At 56.5% G+C, this 13027-nt stretch carries 10 protein-coding genes and 1 pseudogene; 5 read left to right on the forward strand and 6 right to left on the reverse strand.

What is annotated here, in order from left to right; genetic code table 11:
* Positions 1–781, forward strand: a pseudogene (locus B3759_RS11985) (IS701 family transposase); the annotation flags it as partial.
* 144 nt (positions 782–925) lie between these two features.
* On the opposite strand, the gene B3759_RS11990 reads toward B3759_RS11985, so the two are convergent.
* A complete protein-coding gene (locus tag B3759_RS11990; protein ID WP_291366124.1) occupies positions 926–2989 on the reverse strand; it encodes a glycosyltransferase family 2 protein in 2064 nt (687 codons plus the stop codon).
* Between the two features lie 86 nt (positions 2990–3075).
* Here B3759_RS11990 and B3759_RS11995 point away from each other — a divergent pair, with 86 nt between their 5' ends.
* Positions 3076–4551, forward strand: a complete 1476-nt coding sequence (locus B3759_RS11995) for a glycosyltransferase family 4 protein (RefSeq protein WP_291366125.1) — start codon at positions 3076–3078, stop codon at positions 4549–4551.
* The gene (locus B3759_RS12000; RefSeq protein WP_291366126.1) at positions 4551–5933 is read left to right on the forward strand and encodes a glycosyltransferase family 4 protein; all 1383 of its coding nucleotides are present in this window, start codon (positions 4551–4553) and stop codon (positions 5931–5933) included. The genes B3759_RS11995 and B3759_RS12000 overlap by 1 nt, the downstream gene beginning before the upstream one ends.
* A 48-nt stretch (positions 5934–5981) precedes the next feature.
* On the opposite strand, the gene B3759_RS12005 is transcribed toward B3759_RS12000, so the two are convergent.
* On the reverse strand, positions 5982–6971 hold the full coding sequence (locus tag B3759_RS12005) for an adenosine kinase (protein ID WP_291366127.1): 990 nt from the start codon (positions 6969–6971) through the stop codon (positions 5982–5984).
* A 282-nt stretch (positions 6972–7253) separates the two neighbouring features.
* Between B3759_RS12005 and B3759_RS12010 the strand changes: the two genes are divergently transcribed.
* Complete coding sequence (locus B3759_RS12010; protein WP_408736489.1) at positions 7254–7994, forward strand: polymer-forming cytoskeletal protein; 741 nt, start codon at positions 7254–7256, stop codon at positions 7992–7994.
* A gap of 167 nt (positions 7995–8161) precedes the next feature.
* Here B3759_RS12010 and B3759_RS12015 read toward each other — a convergent pair whose 3' ends face one another.
* Both B3759_RS12015 and rnd read right to left on the reverse strand, forming a co-directional pair.
* On the reverse strand, positions 8162–8896 hold the full coding sequence (locus tag B3759_RS12015) for a GcrA family cell cycle regulator (RefSeq protein WP_291366128.1): 735 nt from the start codon (positions 8894–8896) through the stop codon (positions 8162–8164).
* A gap of 165 nt (positions 8897–9061) precedes the next feature.
* Complete coding sequence (gene rnd / locus B3759_RS12020; RefSeq protein WP_291366129.1) at positions 9062–10288, reverse strand: ribonuclease D; 1227 nt, start codon at positions 10286–10288, stop codon at positions 9062–9064.
* Positions 10289–10390: 102 nt separating this feature from the next.
* Between rnd and queF the strand changes: the two genes are divergently transcribed.
* The gene (queF, locus tag B3759_RS12025) at positions 10391–10861 is read left to right on the forward strand and encodes a preQ(1) synthase (protein WP_010665846.1); all 471 of its coding nucleotides are present in this window, start codon (positions 10391–10393) and stop codon (positions 10859–10861) included.
* Positions 10862–11075: 214 nt separating this feature from the next.
* Here the strand turns inward: queF and atpC are convergent, their stop codons facing one another.
* Both atpC and atpD read right to left on the reverse strand, forming a co-directional pair.
* Positions 11076–11483 carry an ATP synthase F1 subunit epsilon gene (gene atpC, locus B3759_RS12030; protein WP_291366130.1) on the reverse strand — a complete coding sequence of 136 codons (408 nt, stop codon included), beginning with the start codon at positions 11481–11483 and terminating at the stop codon, positions 11076–11078.
* 28 nt (positions 11484–11511) lie between these two features.
* On the reverse strand, positions 11512–12990 hold the full coding sequence (gene atpD / locus B3759_RS12035) for a F0F1 ATP synthase subunit beta (RefSeq protein ID WP_010665848.1): 1479 nt from the start codon (positions 12988–12990) through the stop codon (positions 11512–11514).
* Positions 12991–13027: the final 37 nt, after the last annotated feature.

Genomic DNA, 13027 nt, shown 5'->3' on the forward strand with positions numbered 1-13027 from the left:
TATCTTCCAAAAGACTGGACATCAAAGCCTGAGCGCATGAAGCAGGCTCATGTTCCTGATGACGTGGTGTTTGCGACTAAACTGGCACTGGCATCGGAGATGATCGAACGGTGTCTGGATGCTGATGTGCCATTCCATTAGGTTGCTTCGGACAGCGTTTATGGCGTGAACGATATGGAACGCATGCTTCGCCGAGCAGGAATTGGGTATGCCCTTGGGTTCAAGGGCAATCACTGGTTCGTATCATAGGCAACAGAATCGCTGATTGCCGTAGAGGCGAAAGGTATTGCAGAGGACTGGCCAGATCAAGTCTGGCATCGTCTGTCAGCGGCCAGTGGTACAAAGGGTGAGCGGCTATATGACTGGGTCTGGGTCTGGCTCCGGCTTGCCGATCTTGATGCAGCGGAGTTTGATTGTTCCAGACCCGGACTATGGACGCGTGACCTGCTGATCCGCCGTAACATCGCTAATGAAGATCGCACCTATTTTAAGACCTGGTGCCCGAAAGGGACAACCATGCAGGCACTGGTGAACGTCGAAGACACACGTTGGAGAATTGAAGAAGACTTTGAGACGGCAAAAAACGAATTCGGTCCCGATCATAACGAAACCCGCTCCTGGCATGGATAGCATCGGCATGTCTTCCTAGTCATGCTGGCCTATGCCGTCATGGCCAGTGTTTGTTACCAGACAAATTCACTGAAACTGAAAAAAAACACCGCACAGGACATGACAGTCCTTGTCCATTGGTCCATTCAGGAAATCAGGTGCCTCGTCGTAAACTCTCACAAGCAGACTGCCCGTCACCCACATCCTCAGATGGTCCGTCTTTCGACGAATACATCAGGCCTGCACTATCCGTGCTCACTCACATTATGAAACGCAACTATAGTGTCAAGATATATCAGCATGCGAGCTTCCCTGCTTACATGCCGAGAAACTTCAATCGCCTACTCTTCAGAAGCAGCGCATCATCCGTCACACGCAAGGCGGAATTGACCGCAAAATCCTGCTCCATCCAATCTGTCCAGCGCCCAACCAGACGCGCCGTTTCCTGCCAATGTTTCAAAATCTGCTGCGGCGTCGCATCCCGTCCTCGCGTGCCACCATCCACATGCGTAAGGGTTGCATACGGCGTCCATACGATCCGCCAGCCCGCTGCTCTGACCCGCAGGCACAGATCAATGTCATTGCAGGACACGGCGAAAGACTCATCAATACCGCCCACCTGATCGAAGACTTCCCGGCGGATCATCAGACACGCCCCCGTGACGGCGCTCAGATCCCGCTGACAGATCAGCGCGTTCAGATATCCCGTATCTCCGGCTTTCGCTCCGCGCAGCAGATGCGTCGCGCCATCTCGTGACAGCATCACCCCGGCATGTTGAAGCGTGCCGTCCGGATAGAGCAGCCGTGCGCCGACAACACCCACTCCCGGACGCAGACTCTGCCGCACCATCTCCTCCAGCCAGCCCGGATGCAGAATACGCACGTCATCATTAAGCAGAAGCAGCAGATCGCCCTGACTACACGCCGCAGCCTGATTGTTCAGCCATGCCCAGTTGAATGCACCTTCCTGCCGGAGAACGGTCACGATCGAATGGCGGGATAACTCTTCCAGAAGTGCCAGCATATCAGGCTGGATACTGCCATTATCCACCACGATGATTTCGAAACGCGAATAGTCTGTTTCTTCAAGAAGTCCCTGTAGACAGGCCCGCAGAAAATCGGACCTGTCTCTTGTGGGAATGATGATCGACACAAGCGGAAGGACGGGCGGTAGCGGGTAATAGACCCGAACAGGACATGCGCTTCCGGCCTGCACAGGCACCAAAGGCGTCTCCATCAGCACTATATCAGGCCGATGGCCAGCAAGATGCCTTGCCACCAGCCTGCGCTGGAGAGAAACGTCATCGGAACTCTCTCTGAAACGATGAAACAGCACGGCTGGCAGATGAACAATCTGCTCCGGTTTCACACCCTCCACGACTGCAAGTTTCAGCGCATATAGCCAGCATGCAGAGGGCTGTGGCAAAGCACGCAATTCCTCAATTGCATTGAGTTCTTCGGCAACCTCCAACACATGCTGGCTTGAAAAAATGCTGAGCTGTCCAACCGTATCACCAAGCAGTAACTGGTCATCGCTCCAGCCCGGTTTCAGACAGGCCCGGATGTGATTACCCGCCGGATCAATCCTGTCTTCATCGGTGAAAAGCAGAACCGTCTCAGGTCTGATTTCAATTACTGCGGCGATATGGGCAAGCGCGCCGTCGGCCAGCCTGTCACCCGTCTCAATGAAAGCGACATAGGCCGCATCGCCTTCGAGCCGCTTCGCCGTGCGTCGGATGCGCTTCTGAACAGAACCGGGATTGAGACATTCGAACACCTCGGCAGATGCCGCCACGTGCAACGTCCAGTCCGCATCTCCTTGCCTAAAGAACGAGTTCAGGGTGAGTCGGGCAGATTCAATGTCACCAGCTCCAACAGTCATATAGATATCGAAAGATATCCGACTTCGACATGGCTTTTTCAGCCTGTTCCCAGCCTCAATCTGCGAAACCGAAAGAAACCACAACGCATAGGCACGATCATCATCGGGAGGTGCACTGTCCGGATAACACAACTGAAACGGCATGATTCCGGCACGATTTTCAGGAAGCTGAGCCGCCACAATCAGATCATCACAGAAGCGCTGTTTCAGATGCGCATCCAAGGCACCAGAAATGCCCATCCTGTGTTCATTCAACCGATGAAACGCGTCTGATTGCACCACAACTTGCGCCAGGGAGCGCAGAGAAGCCAGCGTTACCTCGCCGGTTTTACGATCCACACTGCGACGCATGAGACGCCAGATCTCGCCTTGGTCGGGCAGACGTTCCAACCCGACACGAAACATCGCGCCCATGGCGAGGACCGCTTCATGGATCTGTCGTGCGGAAAGCGATGCAGACCGATTCAGAAGAGTCTCAAAATATCGTTTTTGTATCAAATATACTTCGATCCGCTATCAGGTTGACGGAAACCCTCCAGTAATGGTGGATGCCATTACGCCGCCACGCAACAGGCCTGAGCCTTATGATACGATCTTCTTCTCAATGCACGATCCGCGTCGATGTTGACGATCTTTTCCAGTATGCGATGGCCAATCCCAGACCAAGCGGAATTCAGCGCGTCGTCTATGAGATTCTGAGCGTTCTGGAAGAGCGTGCGGCCACACATCCAGACACACCCCGCATTCTGTTTGTACGCCGGGGCCGGAACGGCGAACCTTTTAAAGAAGTCTCATGGTCCGACATCACAGCTCTGTTCGGTAATCTTACCGGTATTGACCCGTCGAGCGAAAGGCGCGGGAACACCCGTCGCACCGGACAGACGCTTCTTCCTCAGCATCGGTTTGGTGAGAGCCTGCGCAGGTCTCTGATTGCAAAGTTCCAATCCATGCCGGAGGATATAGGAAAACCCCTTCTGGCGTCTGGCATCGCGCAAATTCGGGCGATGCGTCTACTGCGCCAATGCTTCAGAACGACGCGCAACAGACAGGCTGCTTCACGCGCAGAAAAACCTCCCGAAATCTTTATCGATAATACAAATAAATTTCGTAAAAATACCCCCTCACCTGGACAGAAAGATATCTTCCTGATCCTTGGCGCTGCATGGAGCGATCCGCTTTTCAGCGAACGCCTACAGCAGGCACGCACACTATATGATTCACGTCCCGTTCTGCTCATCCATGACCTGATCCCGTTTCGCCGTCCTGAATGGTGCGATCCTTCTCTGGTCAGGAATTTTCAGCACTGGCTGAAGACCAGCCTACCACACTGCGCCCAGCTTTTGGCCGTCAGCAAGGCGACAGCCCGCGATGTGGAGCAGTATGCAGCCGAACACAGGCTGAAATTTTCTTCAGATGTTCAGGTCATGCCTATGGGCTCCGGTTTCAGCGATATGCAGGCAAAGTCAGAAACGATTCCGATGGGACTGCCCGCCGCAGACTCCTATGTTCTATTCGTTTCAACGCTGGAAGTGCGCAAAAATCACGCGTTCCTGCTGCGTGTCTGGCGTCGTCTTCTCAGTGATGGAAATGAAGCCGACATCCCAACACTGGTTTTCGCGGGACGCGTCGGTTGGTTGGTGCGTGACCTGCTGCAGCAACTCGACAACAGCGACTGGCTGAACGGCAAGATCCGACTGATTTCCAACCCCACGGATGAAGAACTGAAACATCTTTATCAGGACAGTCTGTTTACCATCTTCCCATCACTGTCTGAAGGATGGGGACTTCCTGTGTCGGAAAGCCTGATGATGGGCGTTCCGTGCCTCGCATCACACTCCACATCTGTACCGGAGGCCGGGGGACAATTCGCCCGTTACTTTGATCCTGAGAACGTTACCGACGCCGTCGAGAAAATTCGCGATCTTCTCATTGACCGTGAACAGTTCTCCTTCTGGAGAAACGAGATCAGAACACGCTTTATATCCACGTCATGGACGCAGTCCGCTGACATGCTTCTGGACGCCTGCCTTGCAACGTCACATGCGGAGGACCGCCCGTAATGTCCATGCTATGGATCGATGTGACTGATCTCCTCGGTTATCTTGGTCAACACAACAGGCCGAGCGGTATCCAGCGCGTTGTATCCGAACTCGGGCGCGCTCTTGTAGAATGTGCGCCGGAACGCGTGCGGTTCGTGCGACGTTTTGCAGGACCATGTGATTTTGAAACTGTCAGTTGGCAGGACATGGAAAGTCTTTTCGAGAAAACAGCCCAAAAGATCGTTTCTCAAGAGGCGGCACAGTCCCCGCCCCCTTCACCCGATGAGCTCGGACCATTCATTCCCCCACAGGGACGGTTCTCTCTCATGCAAGAAGCAATCAGCATGCAGGTTTCAACCTTCAGGCATCTGACCCGGCTTGCAGACAATCTGGCCAACCGGGTCAGGCGAGCTGTTCGTTATAACTCAAGCCAACATCAGGCTTCTCTTCTGACTGCTGACTCCGGTCTTTTGTTGTCAGAACTGGCCCGTCCCGGTGATGTCTTTCTGGTTCCAGGCTCTCCCTGGGATTTTACGGACTATTCCCAAACCGTGCGTTGGTTGCGCGATAGTCGCAGAATGACGTTCGGACTGCTCATCCATGACATGATCCCGATTTTCAATCCTGAATGGTGCGATCGTGGTGTGATCGCAAGCTTCACCGCATGGCACAGAACCGTGCTGCCTTTGGCGGATCATGTGTTCACAACCAGCGCTGCCACGGCCCGCGATGTTCAGAAATATGTACGACAGCAAAGGATATTCCTGTCCTCTGAACCGAGGCCCATCGGTGTGGGTGCAGTTCTTCGACGTCCTGCACCCGAAGCAGACCGCCCTGCGCATCTTCCTGCTCCCGACAGCTATGTTCTGTTTGTCTCCACGCTGGAGGCGCGCAAGAACCACATCCAGATGGTGCGGGTCTGGCGTCGTCTTGTGGAAGAGCGAGGAGATGACTGTGTGCCGACACTGGTTTTTGCAGGACGGGTTGGCTGGCTGGAGCATGACCTGATGCAGCAGCTTGTGGGGATGAAATGGCTGAACGGAAAAATACGCCATATCGCCAGCCCCACCGACAGAGAACTGACCTTTCTCTATGACGGCTGCCTGTTCACCGTGTTCCCTTCACTCGCAGAGGGATGGGGCCTGCCTGTCTCGGAAAGTCTTGCGTCCGGCAAACCCTGTCTGGCGTCCAGCACAACCGCCATACCGGAAGCCGGGGGGGCTCTGGTGCGCTATTTCGATCCGGATAATGCTGCAGATATTTTCAGGGTCGTTTCTGAAATATTGGATGACCCGCAGACGCTGGCTGAATGGAGCGCCGCCATTCGCGAGACTTACAGTCCTCCGCAATGGCGGGACTGCGCCCAGCATATTCTGGAGCAGACCAGTCGCGGCCATTCCTGATGTCCCGCTACCGGAGAGCGTCGTTCGGCTCTCCGGTATAAACCGCTCTCAGAAGCCGGCGTCTTTCCAGGGGTTGGACAGCGGGCGAGCGCCATAGTGGGAGATCACTTCGGAAGCTGCCAGCGAAGCCAGTCGTCCGCACTCTTCCAGCGAACGGTTCGAGGTCAGGCCGGTCAGGAAGCCCGCCGCATAGGCATCGCCTGCGCCAGTCGTATCGACAACCTGTGTCGGCACGGGCGCGACATCGACTCTTTCACCGCCACGGATCACCACGCTTCCCTGCTCGGAACGTGTCAGCGCCGCGAAGGTGGTGTCTTCCGCAACATGCCGGGCTGCCGTTTCAAACGCATCCGTCTGATACAGCGCACAGATCTCATTCTCGTTGGCGAAGAGAATATCAATGTGTCCCTTGATCAGATCCAGAAACGCATCGCGGTGACGTCCTACGCAGAACGGGTCTGAAAGCGACAGGGAAACCTGACGTCCCGCATTGTGCGCCAGTGTCGCAGCGCGACGGAAGGCTTCCTGCGCATGCGGCGGATCGAAGAGATAGCCCTCAAGATAAACGATCGAGGACGAGGCGATGACGTCAGGCAGCACGTCTTCCGGGGAAAACTGTGTGCAGGCTCCAAGATATGTGCACATCGTCCGCTGACCATCCGGGGTGATCAACACGATGCAGCTGGCGGTCGCCAGATTGGCGCCGAGGCGTCCGTCCAGAGGCTTGGAGGGAAAGGTAACCCCACACCCACGCATGTCATCAGAAAATGCGTTTCCAGCCGTGTCGCCCGACACCTTGCCAAGATACGCCACGCGCGCGCCCAGCTGGGCCGCAGTCACGCAGGTGTTGGCGGCTGATCCACCGCCAGTCTCGCATTCGACCTGCACCGCATCACGCAGAGTCTTTACCCTGTCCTCATCAATGAGAGTCATGCTGCCGGCCACGAGGCCCTGAGCTTCGAGGAAATCGAAACTTACCTTCGCCAGCACATCCGTGATGGCGTTTCCTATACCGCAAAGATCGTAAAGGATGGTCATACCCTGGTCCTGCTGACTGAAAAGCTGGTTTCGTCTACCCCCAATGTGCTGACGCAGTCCATGCCTCCAGAGCATCCTCTTTTCCATTTCCGTTACATGGATAACCATTTATCAGCCATTTTCCGGGAAAATTCCGTAACGAACTCCCTTGTCGAGCGGCCTCTTATGCGTATAACCGTGAGGAACCGCTGACATTGGTTGCAGACTTCCCTTCCGAAGCTGACGATGTCGGCAGCTATCTGGTCGCCCAGCGGCCCATATCACGAGTGACGGGGTTTTTTCTTGCTATTCAAGAGACACAAACCTGACGCCTCCAAGACCCAGTCAGCCGGGTCGGCCACATCTGCGACCGGTAGCAATGCCGGCGTTTCCCGGTCGCCAGCTTCTGGTTCTTCCGAAAGCAATTCTGCACAAGCAGACGCTGCCGGACATGGAGCCATCTTTTCGCCCAAGCCTGCAGACCAGCCGGACAGGGCGCCAGCCAGCACCGCTGGCTCTTCCTCACCTTCGAAGGATTCAACATCTATGGGTCGTGCTCCCTTTCCTCCCACGTCCGGAACTCCGGGTTCATCCCCTGCCGGTGGCCCTACCCCGCCAAGCGCACCACTCGCAGGCGGACAGGGTATCGTCCCGGGTCAGCGCCCTTCGGCCGTCAACGCTCCGCGTGATGACCGTCGCACGCTTGTTGTCGGTCGCGGGATCAGCGTTCAGGGCTCCGTGCAGGATGCAGAGCGTCTCGTGGTTGAGGGCACCGTCGAGTCCAGCATGATCAACGCCAAGGAGCTGTCTGTTGCTCCGGGTGGTCTGTTCCGTGGCGGCGTCGAAGTGGAAGACGCGGAGATCGCCGGTACCGTCGACGGCACGCTGACCGTGCGTGGTCATCTGACCGTTGCAGCAACCGGCCGCCTGCTTGGCAAGGCGACCTGCAAGCGTCTGCGCGTTGAAGATGGTGGTCAGATCACGGGTCAGCTGGAAATGCTCTCCGACAAGGAAGTGGCGATCAAGACTGACAAGCCTGCCTGAATCAGGACATCAGAAAAGCACAGGTTCAGGCCTGTGCGTCTGGTGACAAAAAACCCGCCATTCGGCGGGTTTTTTTTATGGCTGCTCTCTGGTCGAGTGACAGATTTCCTTCGGCAATGGGATGGAAACTGCACTCTCCGCTTCCATCCGAAGGAAATACCCTTCCCTCAGCCCGCGTTTTCGCGACGATCCCGCAGCTTGACGTAAGCCAGAGCGGCATGTTCCGCACAGTAAGGCTTCCCCGGCAAAGGTGTCGCTCCGCAGAAGTGAAAGCCCGGCGTTCCCGGATCGCCGAGCGGCCAGCAGCAGGTAGCACTCCGGCGACGAGGCTCCATCACGGCAGCCAGACGCTGGGCGGCAGGACGTGGAGCAGGAGAGGCTTTTTTCACAACAGGAGCCGGTTTTTCTGCGACAGGCTCTTCCTGAGACACTTTAGCCAGAGCCGGAACAGTCGCTTGTACACGCGGCTCAACCGGCTTTTCCTGCACAGCCACTACCGTCGGCTGCTTTACTGGAGCGCTTTCCGTTTTTACAGCGCTGGCAACGGCCGGCTTTTCAGCCGGTTTTTTAACCGCAGAAAGTGGGGTTTCCCCACTTGCGACCACGTTGTCAGCAGAAGCCGTAGACGGCGAAGCAGGTGCCTTTTCTGCTGTAGCGGCTTCCTTGACCGAGCGACGCGATGCTGAGGTTTTGGTCTGCTCGCCAGCCTCTGCCGTTTTCTTGGCGGCTGTCTTTCCATCCTGTCGACGAATCGGAGATGGACGCGCAGGAAGCCCCAGACGGTGAGCCTTGCCCACCACCGCGTTCTTTGTAATTCCGAGTTGTCGCCCGATCTCAGCCGTTGACAGTCCTTCCTGCCATAAAGCCTTGAGACGGGCGATTGTCTCGTCTGTCCATTCCATGACACGCCTCTCCCATTCTCGGACGGTCGCACCCGGATCCGAGTTCTGAGCGAAAATATGATTTTCGCCACACACACTCAAGCAACAGCCATCGAAACTCAGTCGCGAACATCACAATGCCCCGCAGAGTCTTGTGATTTTGCCGCGTCAAAGTCTCGCCCCCGTTCAGACGTTCTCACCTGAACGGGATTGGCCCTGATTATCCGTCCGTATCAGACGAAGCCGCCCTGCACTGACACCGAGAGACAGATGTCCCTCAAACAGCGCAAGTGCTTCCTCACCGAAAATATCACGACGCCAGCCCGTCAGTAGCGGCCCGGTCGGGTCGGGGTCCAGAGCAAAAGCGTCGAGATCATCGGAACTGGCCACAAGTTTGGGGGCAACATCGTGCTTTTCGCACTGATACGCCAGCAATACCTTCAACAGTGCAACCAGCGCCGGAGAAGGGCGAGGACCATCCGATCCTTTCCCGCCCCGCACAACCTTGGGCAATTCGGAATCCGGAAGCTGGACAGCATCTTGGATCACAGCCAGCAGATCCTGTCCGGCCCTACCTTCCGCAAAGCCCCGACTGACGCCTCTTACACGCGCCAGATCGTCCGTATTACCCGGCACCGTTGCGGCAATCTCGAGAAGGCTTTCATCCTTGAGCATACGCTGCCGAGGAATATTCGCGTTCTGGGCTTCCCTCTCCCGCCATGCCGCAATCGCCCGCAGGATACCCAGCATCCGACGATTGTTGGTCCGGGCGCGGAGCTTTTCCCACTGTTTTTCCGGATCAACCCACAATCTGTCCGGATCGGAAAGAGCAGCCTGCTCAGCACTGACCCATGCCGACCGACCTTCCCGCTCCAGTTGTTTGAGCAGGGATTCATAAACCAGACGCAGATAGGTCACGTCAGCCGCAGCATAACTCAGCTGAGCGGGAGACAGGGGACGGACTGACCAGTCCGTAAAACGATGACTCTTGTCGATCGATGCACCTGTGACTGCGCCGACAAGATTGTCGTATCCAACCTGATCGCCATATCCGGCCACCATCGCCGCCACCTGTGTATCGAACAAGGGCTGTGGCAGGCGATCAAACAGATGCAGAAAGATTTCCAGATCCTGACGGGCTGCGTGAAAAACCTTCACGACAGACTGATCATCGAACAGCGCCGTCAGGGGAGTCAGGTCAATATCCGGAGCGACGGCATCGATCAGGACGACTTCCTTCTCCCCAGCAATCTGAAGCAGGCACAGTTCGGGCCAGTACGTCTTTTCCCGCATGAACTCGGTATCGACCGTCACGAACGTCTCGTTTCTGAGTCTTTCGACTGTTTCTGCAAGGTCAGTCGTGCTGGTAATCAGACGGGGTGCCGGAAAGCTGTATCGGGGACTTTTAGCCATGAGCGTTCCATACACAGAGCCGCTGAAAAGCGAAAGTGTGCTTCCTTGACGTCAGCACCACGCCAGTGACACATCGCCTGAAAGATTGAATGGAGACAGACCATGACCGCGCAGAATGACGGCCGGGAAACCCTTACCCAGCTAGGTCGGTCCACACCGATGCCACAGTCGCCCGAGGAGGCGGAACTGGAACGCGTCCCGGCCCCTCACAAGGGACGACAGTATGTCGTGCGCTTCACTGCACCTGAATTCACATCACTCTGCCCCGTCACAGGTCAGCCGGATTTTGCGCATCTGGTAATCGACTACATTCCCCGTGACTGGATTGTCGAAAGCAAGTCCCTGAAGCTGTATCTCACGAGCTTCCGGAATCATGGAGCCTTCCACGAGGACTGTTCGGTGACGATCGCAGAAACGCTCGTCAAGCTGCTTGATCCGGTCTGGCTGCGAATTGGTGCTTACTGGTACCCCAGAGGCGGAATGCCGATTGATGTCTTCTGGCAGACAGGCCTGCCGCCGGAAGGTGTCTGGATCCCCGCTCAGGATGTTCCGGGTTACCGGGGACGCGGCTAAGCCGCACACCTAGGGGCACTTGAGAGACAATTCTGTAAAATCATCCGCCCCAAAAGTGTCTGTCTCCACTTTACCGGTAGAGCATCCACAAAGGGATTGCGTCCCTTTGTGCGATCAGACGCAAAGCCTGAAGACACATTTGCAAGATATAAAAAAACCCGGCTCAGGACACTGAACCGGGTTTTTTTAATGTAATGACCGTAACTGGCTATGTTCAGCCACCAGCTCCGGCATCAATCTCTGCACGCACAGACTGGATCTTCGACATCAGTCCTTCAAGACGGGAAACGTCTGACTTGTCAGCTGACTCCCATGCTTCCGTCAGGGCTTCAAGCCTTGCCGTAGCGGCGTCGATGGAGATTTCCGTAACCGGCACGGCTTGGTCCGCAAGGATCGTGCACCGTGTCTGCGTCATATCTGCAAAACCACCACCGACAAAGTAATGGTCAGTAGGGGTCTCACCTTCATAGAGAGTAACGGTGCCACCACGCAGAAGCAGCATCATGGGTGCATGCTCGGGCATGGCGGCGATATCGCCTTCCTCACCCGGCATGACGACCATGTCCACGTCGCGGGACACCAGAACCTTCTCCGGGCTGATGATCTCGACCTTGATCGGCATTCTGTTGGTCCCTTCCGACGTCGGCGACTTACGCCGCTTCCTTCATCTTCTCAGCTTTGGCGACTGCTTCCTCGATGGAGCCAACCATGTAGAAGGCGCCTTCCGGAAGATCGTCATACTCGCCGGCCACAATCGCCTTGAACGAACGGACCGTGTCCTCAAGCGAGACCAGCTTGCCCGGTGCGCCCGTGAACACTTCAGCCACGTGGAACGGCTGGGACAGGAAGCGCTGGATGCGGCGAGCACGGGCGACGAGCTGCTTGTCGTCTTCCGAGAGCTCGTCCATGCCGAGAATGGCAATGATGTCCTGCAGGGACTTGTAGGTCTGCAGGATCCGCTGAACGTCACGGGCAACCTGATAATGCTCTTCACCCACGATCTTCGGATCGAGCGAACGGGAGGTGGAGTCCAGAGGATCCACAGCCGGGTAGATACCCATTTCAGCGATCGAACGGTTAAGAACCGTTGTTGCATCCAAGTGAGCGAAGGTCGCGGCAGGAGCCGGATCGGTCAGATCGTCGGCAGGCACGTAAACGGCCTGAACGGACGTGATCGAACCCTTCTTCGTGGAGGTGATACGCTCCTGCAGGGCACCCATTTCCGTGGCCAGCGTCGGCTGGTAACCCACGGCGGATGGGATACGACCCAGCAGGGCGGACACTTCCGAACCGGCCTGCGTGAAGCGGAAGATGTTATCGACGAAGAACAGGACGTCCTGACCTTCCTCGTCACGGAAATACTCAGCCTGCGTCAGACCGGAGAGAGCAACACGGGCACGGGCACCCGGCGGTTCATTCATCTGGCCATAGACCAGAGCCACCTTGGAACCGTCCGTGGAACCATCTTCGTTAACCTTGATGACGCCCGCGTCCTGCATTTCGAAATACAGGTCGTTACCTTCACGGGTACGCTCACCAACACCGGCGAACACAGACACACCACCGTGCGCCTTGGCGATGTTGTTGATCAGTTCCTGAATGATAACGGTTTTGCCGACGCCGGCACCACCGAACAGACCGATCTTACCGCCCTTGAGGTAGGGGCAGAGCAGATCGACAACCTTGATGCCTGTCACGAGGATCTCGGAGGCACCAGCCTGCTCTTCGAAGGAAGGAGCTTCACGATGGATCGGAGCCTTACGCGTGGTGCGGATCGGCCCCTTCTCGTCGATGGCTTCACCGATCACGTTCATGATGCGGCCAAGCACTTCCGGGCCAACCGGCACGGAGATCTGCGCGCCGGTATCAACGACTTCCTGACCGCGGACGAGACCGTCCGTGGTGTCCATGGCGATGCAGCGCACTTCGTGTTCGCCAATTTCCTGCGCCACTTCGAGCACAAGAGTGTGGTTGCCCAGCTTTACATGCAGCGCACCAAGGATCTTGGGCAGCTCGCCTTCAAACTGGACGTCAACGACAGCGCCACGAATCTGGGTGATACGGCCGACATTGTTTGACGAACCCGCGGCTGAAGACTGGGCCGGGGTCTGTGTGGTGGTGTCCGACATGGGATCAGCTCCTGCGGGCAAATTCGGTCTGAATGAT

This window comes from Acetobacter sp. UBA5411 (assembly GCF_002409645.1).
GTDB lineage: Bacteria > Pseudomonadota > Alphaproteobacteria > Acetobacterales > Acetobacteraceae > Acetobacter.

Bases quoted from the DNA above. Each gene is read 5' to 3' on its own strand.
- B3759_RS11995 (WP_291366125.1), top strand. From the start codon at position 3,076: ATGATACGATCTTCTTCTCAATGCACGATCCGCGTCGATGTTGACGAT.
- B3759_RS12000 (WP_291366126.1), top strand. From the start codon at position 4,551: ATGTCCATGCTATGGATCGATGTGACTGATCTCCTCGGTTATCTTGGT.
- B3759_RS12005 (WP_291366127.1), bottom strand. From the start codon at position 6,971: ATGACCATCCTTTACGATCTTTGCGGTATAGGAAACGCCATCACGGAT.
- B3759_RS12015 (WP_291366128.1), bottom strand. From the start codon at position 8,896: ATGGAATGGACAGACGAGACAATCGCCCGTCTCAAGGCTTTATGGCAG.
- rnd (WP_291366129.1), bottom strand. From the start codon at position 10,288: ATGGCTAAAAGTCCCCGATACAGCTTTCCGGCACCCCGTCTGATTACC.
- queF (WP_010665846.1), top strand. From the start codon at position 10,391: ATGACCGCGCAGAATGACGGCCGGGAAACCCTTACCCAGCTAGGTCGG.
- atpC (WP_291366130.1), bottom strand. From the start codon at position 11,483: ATGCCGATCAAGGTCGAGATCATCAGCCCGGAGAAGGTTCTGGTGTCC.
- atpD (WP_010665848.1), bottom strand. From the start codon at position 12,990: ATGTCGGACACCACCACACAGACCCCGGCCCAGTCTTCAGCCGCGGGT.